The following is a 17249-nucleotide window of genomic DNA, read 5'->3' on the forward strand; positions in this document are numbered from 1 at the left end:
CGTCACCTCAGAATCAGGATTGTCCAGCCCGTGCCAGTCGGGTGAATCTCGAAGACACGGAACCGCTCGCCACCCGCTTCGACGATGCTGCCCTCGCGCACGCGTACCGCGTCGTCGTCCGTGATGTCGAGGATCGGTGCAACGAGCTGCGTGCGTTGCGTTCCGAGAGCCGGGCCGAGCCAAGGCGCCTTGAACATGCCTTCCAGCGGCTTGCCATCGATCGTGACCTCGTCCGACAGGTCTCGCTTCACGGCCGTATCGACGTCGGCCATCAGATCCCGGAACGCCATGTCACGCCTTCAGCTTGACCAGCGCTTTCGGGCGCGTGCACAGGTGGATCGGGTTCGACTGCGCCTCGATCTCGACGCCCTTGCCGAAGTCCATCAGTTCCTGCTTCGCGTAGTACGGAATGCCCGTCGTGTTCACCGCTTCGACGTAGTCGGCCGGCGCGAAGCGCGTGATGAAAAGGTCCGGCACACCTTCGGGAATCGCATGCGCTTCGTCGTCCGCGACGTAGCCGACATCGCCGACGCGACCGCGATAGCGCTCGAACGTGCAACCGCCGAAGTCGAACGCATCGCGCGCGTCGCCGCGCAGCGATGCCGCCATCGCGGTCGCAAGGTACGTTTCCTTCACGGTTTTCGCGACGATCAGCTTGTTCCAGAACGACCGGCCGCAGAGTACGCGCACGCCCGTGTACGTCGTCGCGCCCAGCGCATCTTCGATTGCATCCTGAACTTCGACGCACTTCACGCGGATCTCGGTGTCGGCCTTGCCGAGCTCGAACGGGATCACCGTCTGCTCGATGCCGAAATACTGGAGCAGGTCGATCAGCACCGTCTTGCCGTCCGCATCCAGAACAGCGCCCTTGATCGCGCCGATACGATGGAATTCGTGCGTCGCGTCGAGCTGGCGGCGCATCTTCGCGAGCCGGCGATTCACGACGGTCTGCAGCGCCTCCAGCTCGGTCTCGGAACCGAATGCGCGCAAATTCTGGATCTCGTCCGCCTTGATCACTGCGCGCTGCGGCAGATGCACCGTATTGAACGGGATCATCTTGCGCTTGCTGCCAACGACAACGCCGGCCGGCGAACCGCGCTCGCCAGCGGCGACGAGTGCGAGCGTGTCGCCGTCGCGCTCGATCTGGATCGTCGTCGTCGTGATGCCGTCCTCTTCGAACAGGCCGAGCGTGCCGATCCGGCCGGGAACATACGGCTGATCGTTGATCGCAGCACTCAGGGACGACAGCGAGAACGCATCGTCTTGAAACAGGGCGATATCCGCCATACAACCTCCGACATGAAAATGGATACAAAAAAGGCCACGCGGTCGGCGTGGCCTTGAATGGGGTGTGATGTGATCAGCGAATGATCACGTGGCGCTCGGCGAGATCGCCACGACCGGCCGCATCGAGACCCGTGAGCAGGCCGCCCACGACTTCGGCGAGTCGGACGATCCCCGTCGCCGATCGCGGCGCTTCGGACGCCGCCAGCGGCGCATAGAGCACGGCTGCTGCGACTTCGGAACCGTCGTTCGCGGCGTTGTCGTACGGCGCGTATTCGCCGGTACTGGTTACGCCGAGCACCTGCCCGGCCGGCAGTGCCGGGCCGGCCTTAACGATGATGTGCTCGCGCGAGATCTGCCCGTTGCCCTCCGACACGAGAAATTCGGCCGTCAGAGCGGCCTGTACTTTCCAGTTCGACATGAGTTTTCCCCTCCTCGGGTTACGTCAAAGTTACTTGCCGCTCTTGCGAGCCGCGTAGATGGACGCCGCACGCGGCGCATTCGCGACCACGGGCGCGTCTTGCGACGCAACCGGGGCAGCACGATGGTTGATCGGCTTCTGCGAGGCCGTGACACGCTCGAACAGCCGCGCACGCACCTGATCCGCCGTCAGCCCGTCCGCAACGAAGCCGGCCGTCAGCTCGGTCAGGCTCGCGGCCAGACAGATACCGGCGATGTCCTGCGCACTGCGGATCGCCGCGTCGACGGTCGCCCGATCGCGCAGGCCGGTCGCCAGCACGATGCCTTCGGCGCAGTGCTCGATCCGCGCCTCACGACATGACGCGTACACATGCGACGCGAGCGCCGTGACGTCCGGCGCTGCCGGCGGCTGCGGCTGCGGCTGCGGCGCAGGATCGGCCGGCGGAACCTCGCCGTCGCCCTCCAGTGCCGCCATGATTTCGGCTGGCACCGACGAGAAGCGAGCCGCGTGCCGGGCTGCGCCCGCGTATGCGGCAATGCGGACCGGGTCGACGATCGCGTCGCAAAACCCTTGCTCCTTCGCTTGCGCGGCCGTGAGCCAGGTCTCAGCATCCATGATCGCGCGGACCTCTTCTGCGGTCCGGCCGCTGCGCTCGACGTAGGCCGCCAACATGCTGTCGGACGTACTGTCCAACAGATCCGCAAGGCTGCGTAGATCGCCGGCCTCACCAGCCGCGAACGTATGCGGGTTGTGAATCATGAGCCTCGCGTTTGACGGCATCTCGATCGTGTCACATGCCATCAGGATCAGCGACGCTGCCGACGCAGCCACGCCATCGACGCGCCCCGTCACCTTGCCGGCGTACCGGCGCACGGCGTTGTAGATCGCGAACGCGTCGAACACGTCGCCACCCAGCGAGTTGATCGCGACGACGATCGATGTCGCTGTCGATGCCACCTCATCGAGCTTCGCGGCGAACATCTCGGCGTCGGTGCCCCAGAATCCGATTTCGCCGTAGATTCGGATCTCTACCTCGCTGCCGCCCGTCGCATTCGCCTGCGCACGGATGTCCCACCACCGCTTCTTCTCTTTCATTCGCCATCCCCATTAGAAAGATCGCCCGCCCCGTCGACCGGATCGAGCGTGTCATATCGAATCCCGAGCTGGCGCTCGCGCGCAAGATCGGCCGCATTCTCCCGGTCGACCTGCTCCGGATCATCGCCACGCGACAACACCGCCCCCGTCCGACTCGCCAGGCCCGAGCGGATCTCCATCCGCTTCGCCGTGACGTCCTGCACCGGATGGATATACGGCCAGCCCTGTGGCACCCACCGCACCCGCAGATAGTCGCGACGGCGTCGGTAGTAGTCCGGCATCGTCATGGCGCCCGACAGCGCGCAAGCGTCGACCCACCAACGCCAGACCTTCCGGCAAAACTGGTGGATGAACACGTTCCACTGGATCTGCTCAACCGACCGGCGGAACTCGTTCAAGATCACCCGCAGTACGCGATCGCTCACGTCGCGCAGATCGCCCGTCATGACTTCGTACGGCATGCCGACCGAAGCCGCAGCCGCCATCAGTTGCTGACGCATGAACGGCCCGTAGTCGGTCCCTGCGCCCGGCGGCTCTGCAAACGTGACGCTTTCACCCGGAGCCAGCTCCTGCATGCTCCCCGGTTCGAGCGACACGACCGGCGAGAAGCCGTCGACGTCGTATTGCATTTCACCGCCCGTCACCGGATCTCCCGGAAAACCCGGCTCGGCCGGCGGCTTCGTGATGAACCCGGCGAAGAGGTTGCTGACCTCCTGCCGGAACAGCACCGCATCGTCGAAGTTGTCCAGAGACTTGAGCCGCAGCAGCACGGTCGACAGCTCCGGGACGCCGCGCACCTGGCCGGGTCGAAGCGGGAGAAAGACGTGCGCGATTTCGGTGGCCGGCACGCGCACGGTCTGCATGTTGGTCATTCCCGAACGCCCGTACTCGCCGGGATGACGCCGAAGCAAGTGATATGCAACGCGTCGACCGTCCGCATCGAACTCCACGCCGTTGATGATCTCGCCCCCGCCCGGCACGATCTCGTTCTTCTCCATCGGCAACAGGTCGCCTTCGAAAAGCCGGATCTGCATCGGGACCGCCAAGCCTTCGCTCGGTCTGCGAAATTGACGGCACACCAACACTTCGCCGTCGCTGAAAAACGCCCGTGCGGCAAGCGTCTGCACGCCCGCCATGTCGAACAGATCGTCCGCGTCGATCTCCTCGCAGCTATCCTCCCAAAGTTGCTTTTGCATCTTGCGCACCGCATCGTTCGGATGCTGCGGATGCGCTTGGATGCCGTTCCCGATCGTGTTCGATACGAGTCGCGCGATCGCCGTCTTCGCCCATGGATCGTTGCGGATCGCGTCGCGAGCACGCGAGCGCAACAGCGGCAGGTTTTGTGCCGCCGCTGCATTCGGTCCCGCGCTCGACGTCCGCCACGACTTCGCCCGTGCGCCCGTCGTGCTCGCCGACTCGTAGGCCGCCGCCTTGAGCCGCGTCGGCACCACGAATCCGCGCCGCGCGAGTGACGGAAAGCCCCCCTTCATCGCACCCCCTTGCCGGCGTGGCGAATCCGGACAATCGACGAACGCCCGGCCGCGCCGTTCAGGTCGCGAATGATCTCGGTGCGCGCCTCGCGCAGCTCGCCGATCGAGCGATATTTCACGCGCCGGTCGGCATACTGGACTTCCAGCTCGCCCTTCGCGATTGCGGACTGGATGCGCTCCAGATCCTGCTTTGTGTATGCCATGCGATTCCCTCGTTTAGCGGCGCTTCAGGTACGTCGACCGACCAACACGGCGGCCCTGAATGCGCGAAACCCCGCTCGGGGGCGGGGTTTCGGCGGGTTTTACTGTAGGCGGCGATGGCCGCGGAGTCTCAATAACTTGGGACACGTCCGGCTGATCAGGCGGCACCTCGGCCGGCATCGCCGAAGGCAAATCCTCCAGCACCGGAACCGCATCGAACAACGAGACCTGCGACGCACGATGCTGCGCGACTTGCCAGTCTGCTTCCTTCATCAGGTGCACCTTCACACTTCGGGCCGCGTGCAACGCATACCCTTCACAATCCAGCGCTTCGTTTCTTGGGCTGATCTTCTTCCACACGCGCTTACCGCCACGTGGCCCCGGCACCTTTACCTCTGCCGTGAGCTGCGACAGGTAGTTGCTGCGCACGCCGCTATACCAGTGCATGCGGCCCGGCCCGTCGCCTTCAAGCTTCAGCCGGTTTTCGAGGATCAGGTCCTTCGCGCGGCTCACTCCGACCATATACGGCCGCAGCCCGTACTTCGCCGCCTTGCTGTTGTTGCGCGTCGAGTCGATCGACGCCTTCGGCACGCTGAAGATCTCCGCGTCGACGTTGCTGCTGCCCTTGACGGCCATGACGTTGTAACCGGCGTGCTGCGCCGCGCGCACATACTTGTATACCGCGTCCGACGTAGCGCCGTCTGACGAGTCGATCGACGTTGCACGCACACGCATCAGCCAGCCATTCTCATGCCGGTATGCGTGCGACAACAGCATCGTCAACGCGCCCCATACCCCGCCTGTCATCGGGTCTTGCTGCTGCTCCGTCACATTGCCGTAGATCTCGCCCCACACGACGAGCCAGCTTTCCTCGCCGCGTCCCCACGCACGCACGACGACCGCGAGCCGGTCGTGTTGCACGTCGACGCCAAGCGTCAACACCAGACCTCCGAGTGGCACGGTCAGCTCCGCGTACGGCAGCGCACGTTGCGCGAGCACGTCCAGCTCGGGCAGATCGGTCTTGTACTTGTACGCCCGGCCCTGCGAGTTGTTCACGAACGAACGCATCTTCGTATCGTCGCCCTCGCGCAGCGCCTTGTCGGCCGTCAGCCACTTCTTGACCAGCTCGGCCATATTCGAGCCGGGGAACGGCGACACCAGTTCGTTGATGCGGAAGCCGGCAACGCCGTGAAACGGTGCCGTCGAAACCCATCGCCCGCGACGGACAGCGCGAATACGCGTCGCGTCGTCCCACAACGAGCCGCAATGCGGGCAGGTGTAGCGGGCAGTCTCCGGTTCTGCGCGGCCGTAGACCTCATGTACGACTTCGGCGCCCTCGCTCCACGTGACGTTTTCCCACGCCAGCTCATGCTCCTCGTCACAATCAGGGCACGGCACCAGATACACGCGCTGATCCGATGCCGCGTAAGCCTGCTGGATGCGCGACAGGCCGTCGATGGTCGGCGTGCCGCCCAAGATCATCTTGCGTCGCCGAGCCGAATAGCTCTTGTTCCGCTCCTCCAGCAGCGTGATCGAATCGCCCTGCTCGCGAACGTTCGTATTCGCGTCGTCCGGCTCCTCGACCGCAACGACCGGGGCCGGCGTCGACTTCACTTCATCCGGTGCGTTCGACGTGATGAACTTCAGGAAGCCGCGTGCAAACGTCTTGTGATCCCACAAGTTGTTTTTGTCGCGGGCCGCGTGAACCGGTAATTTCGCCGACAGGCGAGGCGTCACCTCGACCATCGGCTCGAACTTCTCCAGGTTGAACTTCTTCGCCGTCTTCTCTTTCGGGAACATGACGATCATCGGGCACGGGTCAACGTCGATCCGCTTGCCGATGTAGTTCAGAAGCACGCCATCTGTCCACGCGACCTGCGCCGACTTCATGCACACGATCTTCTGAACGGTCGGATCGTCCAGCGCTTCGTGCATGCCGAACACCCACGGCGTGATGTTCGGGTTGTACCGGCCGGGGCTGGCCGATCCTTTCGCGCTCAACCTACGATGTTTGCGTGCCCAATCCGTCGTCCCAATCCGCTCCGGCGGACGCAGCATCTTCGCGATCCGGCGAATCACCGCGTGGACTGTCTGGGTCGTATTCAGAAAGCTGCTCAAGGCATCCATATATATGCTCGTTCAACCACTCGACGTCCACCTCGACGCCGTACAGCGTGCGCAGCTCCTGCACCAGCTTGTCGGACAGCGACAGCAGCTCCGTTTGAAATGCGCCGACCATCAGGCCATACGCCTGTTCGAGCTGCGCCGCGTTGACGAGCTGCCCCTTCTTCTCGGCCAGCGTCAGCAGCTTGATCTCGCGATCGACGATCTCGGTCTTCGCCCGTTCGGCGACGAGATCGATGCCCGTACCGCTGGACCGGCCGGCCGCGACCTCGCGCAAATGCCGGATGTACGCGACGCGGATCTCGTCGATCGACACCACTCGGTAATCGAGCTGGACCTTGTCGACGAACCGCGAAACGGCCGACTGATCAAGGTCGAGATGGTCAGCGATCTGCTGCTGAGTCGGCATGAATATGACCCCCTATGGAGACTCGCCAGTAGAGAAAAAACGCGGGTGCGAGCCCCCGCGTGTGGCGATGCCCTGAGGGTCCCCGCCCGCTCAAACGATAGGCAGACCGGCACCGATCGCGACATCAGCGGTCGCGCCGTCGCCTGCGCGGTCCATCGCCCACACGACGCGGTCCATCGCGTCGTCAAACACGAAGCACCGCGCGGTAACGCGCCCCATGCTTCGATCTTCATCCCACGTCGACCAGACCTCGCTCGGCCCGGCGCTCGTCGACTCGATTCGCATTTCAGCGCCCCAATGCAAAAAGCCCTGAGGGCTTTCGCACTCAGGGCTTCGATATTCATTTCGTAAGGGCGAACGCCCTCCCAACAGATCCCGACAGACAGTTATCGTTGTTGGTCGCGGCGCTCCCGCGATTCAGTACGCCTGTCGGGCGAAGGTTGCGACACGAGTATGCGGTCGCTCATTTATCCAGTGACGCGGTAAAGGATGTGCAAAGTTTACGCGATCCGCTCTTGAAATGGAATACGTTTCATCCTCGCAATTGTCGACGCAATGTGTCGTACACCGATCCATCTACCGTATCCAGCAGCGCGAGCATGTCGTGGAAGCGCCACGACCAGTTCTTCCGATACTCGTCGAGCGATACGCCGAGCGCGTGCGCCCGGCCAGCGTCGTCGACCTGTCGCTTGCCGGAACCGGAACAGCAGGGGCAAATGTGCCGGCCCTTCGAATCCGAAGCCGGCGACGCTGCGATCCGCCCCATCCCGCCACAGTCGTCGCATGGTTCGTATTCCCGAAAGACCAACGGTCCGTTACGTCCTTCGAAGAACGGGATACGCTCCTCTGATACACATACTTTCCCGCTGCCTACACACACATCGCACACGCACGTTGATGTCGTGACGGCAGGCGCGCGACGCACGACACCGCGCCCCTCACACTCGACACACTGATCGTTCACCCACTCGTCCAGCAACCGCAGCGCGAATCGCTCGACGATATCGACCTTCGAACGCTCGACAGCGTGCCCCGCACGTTGATCGCGACGCTCGTCGCGCGACAGACCCGTGAACCGCGCCCGCTTGAATCGCCCCGACATCCGGATCATCTGCGCCAACAGCAACGTTGCGCGTCGAATCATCGCAGGCGTCGGCAGCGGCCCGGCCTTGATTCGGGCCAGCAGGCTCCCGAGATCGTTCGCAAAGGCGAGCGCGCCCAAAGTAACTTTAGGATCGGCAATCGGGTCGGTGAACTGACCACGAACGCTCATCGCAACGCCCACCCGCTCTTTCAAATCGATCATCACTCTCTCCTACTCGTCCTAATGTCTCAATGTCCCAAGGGAAAAGGCTTGTGGGGGTGCGCGCCCGCGACATGCGCGACATGCGCCGCTCACGTCGCGCATGTCGCGCCTCCGCACCCGCGCCCGAGACCGCGCCTTGGGACGTTGGGACATGGGACGTCCACAGCGCGCCAAGACGGGGCACGTGGCGCGCTTACCGTGCAGGCACCGCGCGCCACGCAATCAAAGCGGACTGTCGTCATCACCCGCTGCGACCAGTTCGCGCTCCGCTTCCGGCTCCTGCTCTTCCTTCACGTAGTACCAACCGCGCGATCCGGTCGACTCGCGCTTGCGCACCCACCCGAGCGACTTCAACGCTTTGCCGATGCGGCGCTGCTCCGCAAGCGTCCACTTCGACGTGTCGAGCTTCAGAATGTCCGCAAGGATCTCTTCCATCGTCGTGCGTGACACGAACTCCAGGGCCTTGGCGATCTTGTCCTCATACACGTCGCCCTCGTAGCGCTCCGCTTGCTCGATCTCGAACAGCGGACGCTCATGCTCTTCCACGTGCCACACGACGCCCGAGCGATACAGGTGCACGGCTTCCGCCCAGAGCTGCTCGCGAACGGCCACAATGCCGTCGATGTCGACCAGCCCGCCGACACGCAGCGGCCAGTAACGCCGGTTGCCCGATTCGTCTTTCAGGTAGGTGTCGAAGTTGACCGAGCCGGCGAACACGCACTGACGCGGGACGTCGGTCGCCCGCTTGCCGTAGAAGTTGCGGAACCGGTCGACGGCCGTTGCGAAGAAGCTCTTCACCGCCGACGAGTCGGCCTTGTTCAACGAGTCCAGCTCGGCCAGCTCGATCACCCATTTCCCGGCCAGCACCGCGTACGTGTCCTTGTTGCCGATCTGGATTGGCGTATCGGTGAACCACGGAGCTCCGGCCAGCACCTTCAGCGCCGTCGACTTGCGGTGCCCCTGCTTGCCTTCGAGGATCAGGACGTTGTCGACCTTGCAGCCCGGCTCCATCACGCGCGCGACGGCGGCAATCATCCACTTCATGAACGCGAGCTGCACATACTCGCTGTCGGCGACACGCAGGTAGGTCGACGGCATCGATCGCACGCGCGACACGCCGTCCCATTTGAGCCCTTCGAGGTATTCGCGCACGTCATGGAAGTGCTTCTCGTCCGCCACCAACAGAACCGCGTTCATCACGATATCGGTGCGCACCGAGAGGCCGTAGCGCTGCGACAACCAAAGCGCGCAGCGCTGATCGTCCATGTCAGTCCACTCTCCCTTCACGCCTTGCCGGAACGGCGGCGCCTTGCGCTTCATCACGCGGCCACCGAAGTCGTCCTGTTCGATGACGCCCTGCCAAGCTTTGTGATTCGCCAGGATCATGTGCACGTTGCCGAGCGTCGGCAGCAGCGTGCCCTTGTCCGAACGCGCCAGATCCTGCTCCCACGTGTGTGCGCCGTTCTCTGCCTCGCGGCCATCCCATTCCGGCTGTTTCGCGGCAGCGGACGTCGCGGCCGGCGTCGTCGCCGTGCCGTCCGCGGTCGACACGGCGACGGTCGCCGGACGGATCTCGTCGTTCGCTGGTGCGATGGCGCGCAAGATCGCCGCCTGCACCTGCGCCTCGACCGCCTCGATCCCCTCTTCGACATGCAGGTCGTTGAAATCGGTCAGCTTGCGCTCGCCGCGATTGGCGAATACCGGATAGACGACGCTGACGTCGTCGACGGTCGCTGCCGCCTCGTACGCACGCTTCAAGCCCGTGTTCTCGAAGCGCTTGCGGCGCAGCGGCATCACATCGTTACCGTAGCTCACCTCGACGTACGGCACGCCGTTGTCGTCACGACGGCGAGAGATTGCAACCATGTGCCACGTGTTTTTCGCCTCGATCCGCACCGGGTCAGCACCAAACGCCAGCTCTCCGTGGAAGGCGAACTCATCGGCGAGCCAGTCGCGCACGCGCTGCTCGATTTTCCAGTCGTCATCAGCGCAGACCAGCACGTGCACGCCCGGATACGTCGCACGCAGGTACTGCACGGTAGGCAAAATGCCGCCCGCGTCGAAGCACACGGACAGCGCGAACGCGCGACGCGTCGCCATCCGAATTGAGCGACCGGTCGCGTAGCCTTCCGCAACCAGCACCAGCTTGTCGTCTGCCTCAATGTCACCGAGCAGGTACGCTGCGCCCTTCTTCTGCATGCCCTTGTTGAAACGCTTCGCACCATCCGGTGTGATCTTCTGTAGGCCAACCAGACGCCGCTCGTCGTCGTACTGGAACATCGGCACGAGAATCGTGCCATCATCGTCGAATCGCACGCCCTCGGGGGTGATCTTCTTGCGGTCCAAGTATGTGGACGTGCCGCGTTCTGATGCGCGGCCCCACTGATCCCGCGCGCGGTTCGCGGCGAGCTTCGCCTGACGCGCATCGCGCTCAGCCTGCTCCCGGTCGGCGGCTTCCTGTCGGCGACGCGTCTCCGCGAGCACTTCCTCGCTCATCGGTGCGCCGCTCCATTCGAATCGCTCGGTGCCCGGATCGTCGCCCGAGAAGTGCCCGAACGTGCCGCCGTAGCCGATTACCGCGCCCTTGCTGATGATCTCTCGAAGCTGATACCAGTATTTCTTGCGCGGCCCGTACCGATGATGTTTGCCGTCCGCGATCGGATGGCCGGCGGGCAGGTCAGGATGCCCCACCGCACGCAATTGCTGAATGATCTGGTCCAGTGTCGCCATACAAAAAATTCCCTCGATCAAAGTTACTTTGGCCGCATGTCGCGGCCAGATCACAATTCGTTGAGCATTGCTCCGTTAGCCCGCTCGTCGGGCCGCATCCAGCTCGCCAAGGCGACGGTCGCGTGCGACCTTGTGGGAGAAGCTTCGCCACGCTGCCCGGCCGGCGGCATAGCACTGCCGCCCGCTCGGCGACCGGCTGTACTGCGATGCGCTGCGTCGCAACGCGCTACTGATTCCGTTCACGTTCACGTCTGTCTCCGTTATTTGCCGCGCAGTCGACGCCATTCCGCCGACATGGAATCGTCGAACGCCGCAAGGTCCAGCGCGCAGAGACGATCGGTAAGCTGGTCGCGAAACGCGTGTCGTTCCGCCTTGGTTGCGAGCGCGGCGCATGCGCGCGCAGCTCGCTCGATGAACAGGCGCACGCGCCCGGCTGCGTTCGCTTCCGCAAGAATCGGAGCGAGGCGATCGGGGAACGTGGCGATCAATTCGGACAGCAAGCGCCCCGCTTCAGCAGGGGCACATTCGAAACGGGATGCGAGCGTCGTGACAGCGCATGCCAATTGCTGCTCAGGCGAGCAGCAAAGGCCGATATGTTCACGGTCGGGACGACAGCACCCCATGCCGGGCTTAAACCGCTCCATGACGGCGACGACGACGTGCGGCAAGGTTGCGAGCAGCATGGATCAAGCGCTGGAACAGACGCTGGCCCTTGCGGCCGGTCGCGATGATCTTCTCAGCGTGTTGATCGTCGATCCGCTGATCGGCCAGCGCACGCGTGACGTCGTCAGCGACGAGACCAACATGCGCCTGCAGGTGCAGCGCCGTCGATACAAGACGCAGCGTGCCGGGTTCGCTGATGTCGTCAGCGGCATGGTCGTCGACGTGTTCGGCAACCAGCCCGAAGCGCGCGTTCAATGTATGCAGCGCGTCGAGCGCGTACGCCTCGCCCTCTGCCTTTTCCTGCATCCATTCGATCAGCAGCTCGAACATTTCCATCGACAAGCGACTGTCACCAACACCACGTAGGCGAAGGCGAAGCGATTCCGGTGTGATGTTCTTACCGCGCCGGATCGTGAGGTGGTTCGCCGCGTCGGCGACGCCGCCGGGCGTGTTGCGAACGGACGTATAGAGGACGTCCAGCCATTCGGTACTGTCGTATCGGCAGGTCATAGCGGGAGATTGGTAGAGAGTGACTTTCATCCTGTCGCGCGCACGGGGTCGCAACTAGGATTCAGCTCACGAGGTGCGCAACTACGGCTGTCGCGCGTCGATGCGGGTTGACAACGACTTGTCGTGCTCGTCCAGAGAAGCAAACAGGTCAGGACGCGCGAGCTTCAAGAACAACAGACGCGCTCGCGGAATGCCGTTGCGACGCCATTCGGATACGGATGGCATCCGGACTTCGCACAGTTGGGCAGTCGCGGCCGTTCCGCCGAATGCATCGATCACGGCACACGCGTACGGGTCTCGATTCAGGAGCGTATTCATGCCGCCATGTTAGGCGTTCCTTACATGAAAAGCAAGGCATTCCTTATGCTCATTCAGTTAGGCTTTCCTAATGACGACACTAGCCGAACGCCTGGAACAGGCAATGAAGTTGCCGCCTGAGAAAAAGGCTGCAGATCTGGCGCGAGCGTGCCGAGTGCGAGCGCCCTCGGTCAGCGACTGGTTAAGCGGGAAAACAAAAAAGATGGAGGGCGCGAACTTGCTGCTCGCGGCCGAATTCCTGAACGTCGATCCGTGGTGGCTCGCCACTGGCGAAGGTCAGATGGTGCGCCGAGCCAATGCGCCCGCCCCACAGAGACAGGAGATGCTCGGCACGCATGCTCAAGCGCTAGTTGACGCACTCGCCAAAGCAGACAAGCTTGGATTGCCGTCGACAGCATTTATCGCGCTGCTCGAAACCCTCAAGGTATTTGAAGATCTACGCGGACAGCAGTCCGGTGACCTTCTCGATCTGAATGCACCTGACCCCCAAGAGGGGTAAGGTTCCAGTCGAATACAGCAGCTCTGCGGTGCGTTCCGACGCACCCCGAACGTATCCCGCGCCCTCTGATGGCGCCACCCAGAATCTCAACATCCCAATCGAAGTCATCGCTGCCATGCGGGCCGATGATCCGTACCAGCATGCCGATACGCGACCGGTTTCGGCATCGACTGACGATCGCCACATCGCCCGGTTTGCAGCGCAATTCCCCTGTTGACATATCCCCGCAACAACCTCCCCTCGGCAATATTTTCGCTTAACCACTGTATAAACATACAGTATTTGGTCGGAAGAATACAACACCTTTCAACAAGGTTCACCGCATTCTCGCGGAGCGCTTTTGCGGGCAAAGCATAACGACACGGAAAAATAGTTAGGCATTCCTATTGCACAATGCCAAAGGAATGCCTAACATTTGGCTTCATCGCTGCCGCTTGCGCAGCCTTCGGAGAAGCCCATGAAAATGCTCGACCATCAATCCACCGACCGCCACGAATGGCTTCGTGAGGAAAGCACGCCCCGCATTACGCCGTCCGAACCCGCTCGCCAAAGCAACTTTGAAAAATCGAAGATCTTCCGCTGGACGGTCGTCGCCGCCCTGCTGTTTGTCGTCGTGAATGTGTTCCAGGACGATCCGGTAGTCGCTCCGACCACCGCTTATCACGTCAGCGTTTAAGCCGCCCCCGACCTTGCCGGGGCGTGCGCCCCCGGCGTCATGGAGACCACCATGCCGCGAATCAATGCCCGAACCCTCCCTCTCGTCGACGTCGAGCGTCGCGACACCCTCTCACTTCGCACCATCACGCGTTACGACCGGAACGCACGCCGTCCGTCGACGCCGATCCTCGTCGGCAAGCACGTTGTCGGTCGCCGCCCGTTGGCCGATAGCGTGCATACGGAGTATTTGATCCTCGACGGAGCTGAAATCGCTGGCAAGCAGATCTCGATCCCGAGCGAAGGCGACTGCGCAGATGCAATCAAGCGCCTGCGAGACGCAAAGCGTGCGGCTGGCACGGCGGCATCGAATGCGATCAAGAAGGCGAAAAAGGCCGGCAAGGTGCGCACCCCTGCGGCACGAGAGGTCGCGTAATGGACGACCGCACGCAACACCTCGACCTCACCGCGCCGATCCCGACCGGTAATACGAAGGCCGCAGCAGCCGCGGCCGGCGCTACCTCCGCCGACCTGTGGATGACGCCATATGAAGCGCTGCGCTACGACCCGCGCGACAACGTCCGTCCGGTCGATCCGCAGTGGGTCAAGGAATTGACCGCCCTGATGATGCAGAACGGGTACGACAAAGGTTCCCCGCTGCACTGCTATGCGCGCAAGGTGGACGGGAAAGATTACTTCTACGTCTTCAAGGGACAGCACCGCTATCTCGCAGCAGGCGCCGCCATCAAGGCCGGGAAAGATCTCGGAAGGATTCCGATTGTCGTGCTGGATTCCCGCGAAGCGAAGCGGCCGAAGATGGTGATCGACGGCTACTTGAGCAACGTCTCGAAGACTTCCACACCGCTCGATCTCGCCACGGCGATAGCCGAGTTGCGCGACGTCCATAAAATGGACGTGAAAGCCATTTGCGGCCATTTGAACATTTCCGAACAATCAATTCGCGATGCCGCACTGCTTGAAACGGCACCGGCGGAACTGCACGCGCTCGTCCGCGCCGGCTCGATCGCCGGCACCCTCGCGATCGAGGAGATTCGCGCGCACGGCGGCGACAAGGCACTCGAACGCATCGTGTCCGGCCTGTCGAAAGCGAAGGAGGCCGGCAAAGGGAAGGTCACGAAGAAGCATCTGGCCAGCAACACGAAGCCTTCCGACCCGGCCGCGCCCAAAGCGACAAAGATCACCGATGCGTGTGCAAAGCAACTTTTGCAGGCGTTACAGGCGGTCCTGCACGACCCGGTTTTTGGCAAGCTTTCGCCCGGAACGATTCGAGCCGTCCATATGGCACTCTCGCCGCTCACCGATCTCCTCGATACTCCGCAAAGGGCACGGATCTACCCCGTGACGGCACCGGATCAAGACGGTCGCTGCGTCGCGACCGATACCCTCCGCTCGCCCAACAGCAAGCGGACGAAAAAGCCGATCGCGGAGATCTACGTAGCCCAACCGACAGCAGATCAGTGGATTTGCGCGGCTATGTACAACTTCGGGGACAGCTTCGCATCGACGCCACTGAAGGTCGGCGCAGGCACCACGACCTACCCGACGCGAATGCAAGCGGCACAGGAAGGTGCTCGATGGCTTAAAAAAGTTCTCGGCCACGAGAAAATCAAGCGCCAGAAAGACTTTCCGATCGTCTTGCAATGGCTCGATGACATTCTGCAGTCCCCCGATCCCGACTGGACGCCGGATATGGCGCAGGAGGTAGCGAAATGATCTCGCGCCCGGCCCTTTCTACCCCACGTCCGCTGCCGCGAAAGCGGGAACACGCGGAGAAGCGCCCGGCTATCGCTCTGGCGAGCGTCAACGGTACTTCAACGCAGTCGGACTGCAGTGGGCTGACGCCCGCAAAAGCCATCCAGAAAAACGAAGCACCGCTCGCGCGGCGCAAACCTATCCAGATGAACGAAGCCTTGGCGGATACCCGCCAAGGCAGGCTCACGCGCCTCGACGCTCTTCGCAACGAGATCCGCGCGTTGATCACGGAGATCTCGCACGCGGCCGACGTCGAGCTGCTGGACCTGATGGCCGACGAGGTCGGATCGTTCGCTCGCCACAAGGCGGCGCAGGACGCACGCACCTGGGCAGCGACCGCTGGGATCACGCTGGAAACCGGCTTGATGCAGCTTGGCCGTGCACTGCCGCAACGTGAGGCAGATTCAAAGAACCACGGATTCGAATTCAAATGATCCCATCACGGAACAACCCGGCCGAAGTGTACGGACTTAAGCCAATCAGGCAAGACAGCAAAGGCCCTCTTTTTAGCAACCTCGATACGCTGACGATGGTTGCGAATTACATCAACGCCGACTCTCACTACTTTCAACGCCGACTTAAAGACATGAACACCGATTTCGCAAAGGCTGAGTCCACCACGCAAGATGCAATCGCCCTCTTCGAACGCTCGCTGTCCCGCATGATCGATGCCGAGAAGCAAGTCTCTGAGTCAACGAAAAAAGCGGCGGGGAGTGTTCGGAAGTCCGCAAACGAACTCGGCGATACGATGCAACGCCTCCTGAAAACGGCCGATATCGACCGCCTTGAACGGTACGCCACCGTTCTTGAGCGTATGGCAGCCGCCATGCAGACCTTGGCCACCTTGGAGATCAACGGCAAGCTCGATCGCATCGTCAGTGCCATTCGATAAGCGGGGACCGACATGGAAAATATCACCGGCAACTACGATGCCCTGCAAGCGGCTGCCGAAAAGGCAACCAAGGGGAGCTGGATCAACGTCGGCGCATGGGTAGAAAACGAGAATGATGACCTGAAGGATATCTGCGATTGTCGCCCGAACGGGAACGAAGACTACGAGCAAGCGTTGCGCGACGCCGCCTATATTGCCCTCGCGAGCCCGGACACCATCCTTCGACTTCTCCTTGAACGGAGTAGCGCGATGGAAGCCGCCGACAGCTCGTACACAACGAGCGACACGACCGCTATACGCGACGTCATTTACGAGCGCCGTCGGCAGATCGAAGTGGAACGTAGGGAGACAGGCAACGACGATCAATACACCGATGGCGAATTGCCTGAAGCCGCCGTTGCATACGCACTCTCGGCCGCCGGATGGGATCTCGATAGTGCCACTAACTATTGGCCAAACTCGTGGGCGGGTTGCTGGTTCAAGCCGACGACGCCCCGCCGCGACCTTGTGAAGGCCGCCGCATTGATCATCGCCGAGATCGAGCGCATCGACCGAGATCCGGGCGACGAATCCCACCATGATCACCTGAACGGGGGATCGCTGTGAGCCTTTTGACCCGCGCGTATATCCTTGAAAAGTACGGCCCGCGCATGACGCTGGCGCAGCTCGCGCAGCTCCTGCTCTTGTCGGAGGGAACCATCCGTAACCAGATCAGCGCCGAGACGTTTCCTATTCCGACCTACAAGGAAGGCGCAGCGAGATATGCATCATATGATGCAGTTGCCGATTATCTGGACAACATGTCGAATAAAGCACGTTTGGAAGCGGCGTAAATCTCTGCTTACCTTTCAGATGGTTTCTACTAGGGAGTGTCGACTCT

Annotated in this window: 22 protein-coding genes; 8 read left to right on the forward strand and 14 right to left on the reverse strand. The window is 62.4% G+C overall.

Annotated features, from left to right (window positions below):
• Nucleotides 1-2: 2 nt before the first annotated feature.
• The 14 genes from ACTJLD_RS31765 to ACTJLD_RS31830 form a co-directional block, all read right to left on the reverse strand.
• Nucleotides 3-290: a head-tail joining protein gene (locus ACTJLD_RS31765; RefSeq protein ID WP_226286652.1), complete on the reverse strand. Its 288-nt coding sequence runs from the start codon at nt 288-290 to the stop codon at nt 3-5.
• Between the two features lies 1 nt (nt 291).
• Nucleotides 292-1287: a major capsid protein gene (locus ACTJLD_RS31770; protein ID WP_060223079.1), complete on the reverse strand. Its 996-nt coding sequence runs from the start codon at nt 1285-1287 to the stop codon at nt 292-294.
• 73 nt (nt 1288-1360) lie between these two features.
• Complete coding sequence (locus tag ACTJLD_RS31775) at nt 1361-1705, reverse strand: head decoration protein (protein ID WP_060373131.1); 345 nt, start codon at nt 1703-1705, stop codon at nt 1361-1363.
• Between the two features lie 30 nt (nt 1706-1735).
• Nucleotides 1736-2800, reverse strand: a complete 1065-nt coding sequence (locus tag ACTJLD_RS31780; RefSeq protein WP_440660611.1) for a head maturation protease, ClpP-related — start codon at nt 2798-2800, stop codon at nt 1736-1738.
• Complete coding sequence (locus ACTJLD_RS31785; protein WP_440660613.1) at nt 2797-4290, reverse strand: phage portal protein; 1494 nt, start codon at nt 4288-4290, stop codon at nt 2797-2799. Before ACTJLD_RS31785 ends, ACTJLD_RS31780 begins: the two co-directional genes overlap by 4 nt.
• Nucleotides 4287-4493, reverse strand: a complete 207-nt coding sequence (locus tag ACTJLD_RS31790) for a phage head-tail joining protein (RefSeq protein ID WP_034188735.1) — start codon at nt 4491-4493, stop codon at nt 4287-4289. The genes ACTJLD_RS31785 and ACTJLD_RS31790 overlap by 4 nt, the downstream gene beginning before the upstream one ends.
• Nucleotides 4494-4506: 13 nt before the next feature.
• Nucleotides 4507-6549: a phage terminase large subunit family protein gene (locus tag ACTJLD_RS31795; protein WP_440660646.1), complete on the reverse strand. Its 2043-nt coding sequence runs from the start codon at nt 6547-6549 to the stop codon at nt 4507-4509.
• Nucleotides 6494-7024 carry a MarR family transcriptional regulator gene (locus ACTJLD_RS31800; protein ID WP_185730924.1) on the reverse strand — a complete coding sequence of 177 codons (531 nt, stop codon included), beginning with the start codon at nt 7022-7024 and terminating at the stop codon, nt 6494-6496. Before ACTJLD_RS31800 ends, ACTJLD_RS31795 begins: the two co-directional genes overlap by 56 nt.
• 90 nt (nt 7025-7114) lie before the next feature.
• Complete coding sequence (locus ACTJLD_RS31805; RefSeq protein WP_440660615.1) at nt 7115-7309, reverse strand: hypothetical protein; 195 nt, start codon at nt 7307-7309, stop codon at nt 7115-7117.
• A 247-nt stretch (nt 7310-7556) separates the two neighbouring features.
• Entirely contained in the window at nt 7557-8330 is a 774-nt protein-coding gene (locus tag ACTJLD_RS31810) for a hypothetical protein (RefSeq protein WP_440660617.1), read from the reverse strand.
• A 222-nt stretch (nt 8331-8552) separates the two neighbouring features.
• A complete protein-coding gene (locus ACTJLD_RS31815; RefSeq protein ID WP_440660619.1) occupies nt 8553-11060 on the reverse strand; it encodes a VapE domain-containing protein in 2508 nt (835 codons plus the stop codon).
• A gap of 260 nt (nt 11061-11320) precedes the next feature.
• Nucleotides 11321-11704: a hypothetical protein gene (locus ACTJLD_RS31820; protein WP_440660647.1), complete on the reverse strand. Its 384-nt coding sequence runs from the start codon at nt 11702-11704 to the stop codon at nt 11321-11323.
• Nucleotides 11691-12233 (reverse strand): phage regulatory CII family protein, encoded by a 543-nt coding sequence (locus ACTJLD_RS31825; RefSeq protein WP_175855240.1) that lies wholly within the window; start codon nt 12231-12233, stop codon nt 11691-11693. Before ACTJLD_RS31825 ends, ACTJLD_RS31820 begins: the two co-directional genes overlap by 14 nt.
• Nucleotides 12234-12314: 81 nt before the next feature.
• A complete protein-coding gene (locus tag ACTJLD_RS31830; RefSeq protein WP_175855143.1) occupies nt 12315-12551 on the reverse strand; it encodes a hypothetical protein in 237 nt (78 codons plus the stop codon).
• Nucleotides 12552-12621: 70 nt separating this feature from the next.
• Between ACTJLD_RS31830 and ACTJLD_RS31835 the strand changes: the two genes are divergently transcribed.
• The 8 genes from ACTJLD_RS31835 to ACTJLD_RS31870 all read left to right on the forward strand — a co-directional run bounded on the left by ACTJLD_RS31835 (nt 12622) and on the right by ACTJLD_RS31870 (nt 17202).
• The gene (locus ACTJLD_RS31835) at nt 12622-13050 is read left to right on the forward strand and encodes an XRE family transcriptional regulator (protein ID WP_059511133.1); all 429 of its coding nucleotides are present in this window, start codon (nt 12622-12624) and stop codon (nt 13048-13050) included.
• A gap of 457 nt (nt 13051-13507) precedes the next feature.
• The gene (locus ACTJLD_RS31840; RefSeq protein WP_059511132.1) at nt 13508-13726 is read left to right on the forward strand and encodes a hypothetical protein; all 219 of its coding nucleotides are present in this window, start codon (nt 13508-13510) and stop codon (nt 13724-13726) included.
• A 51-nt stretch (nt 13727-13777) separates the two neighbouring features.
• Nucleotides 13778-14140, forward strand: coding sequence for a beta-hexosaminidase (locus ACTJLD_RS31845; RefSeq protein ID WP_227893518.1), 363 nt, complete (start codon nt 13778-13780; stop codon nt 14138-14140).
• The gene (locus tag ACTJLD_RS31850) at nt 14140-15438 is read left to right on the forward strand and encodes a pyridoxal phosphate biosynthetic protein PdxJ (protein ID WP_440660622.1); all 1299 of its coding nucleotides are present in this window, start codon (nt 14140-14142) and stop codon (nt 15436-15438) included. The genes ACTJLD_RS31845 and ACTJLD_RS31850 overlap by 1 nt, the downstream gene beginning before the upstream one ends.
• A complete protein-coding gene (locus ACTJLD_RS31855) occupies nt 15435-15911 on the forward strand; it encodes a hypothetical protein (protein WP_440660623.1) in 477 nt (158 codons plus the stop codon). The genes ACTJLD_RS31850 and ACTJLD_RS31855 overlap by 4 nt, the downstream gene beginning before the upstream one ends.
• Nucleotides 15908-16369: a hypothetical protein gene (locus ACTJLD_RS31860; RefSeq protein ID WP_440660625.1), complete on the forward strand. Its 462-nt coding sequence runs from the start codon at nt 15908-15910 to the stop codon at nt 16367-16369. Before ACTJLD_RS31855 ends, ACTJLD_RS31860 begins: the two co-directional genes overlap by 4 nt.
• A 12-nt stretch (nt 16370-16381) precedes the next feature.
• A complete protein-coding gene (locus tag ACTJLD_RS31865) occupies nt 16382-16975 on the forward strand; it encodes an ead/Ea22-like family protein (protein ID WP_440660626.1) in 594 nt (197 codons plus the stop codon).
• Nucleotides 16972-17202 (forward strand): hypothetical protein, encoded by a 231-nt coding sequence (locus tag ACTJLD_RS31870; protein WP_175855133.1) that lies wholly within the window; start codon nt 16972-16974, stop codon nt 17200-17202. The genes ACTJLD_RS31865 and ACTJLD_RS31870 overlap by 4 nt, the downstream gene beginning before the upstream one ends.
• Nucleotides 17203-17249: the final 47 nt, after the last annotated feature.

The sequence above is a fragment of the Burkholderia sp. 22088 genome (assembly GCF_052045915.1).
Taxonomy (GTDB): Bacteria; Pseudomonadota; Gammaproteobacteria; order Burkholderiales; family Burkholderiaceae; genus Burkholderia; species Burkholderia cepacia.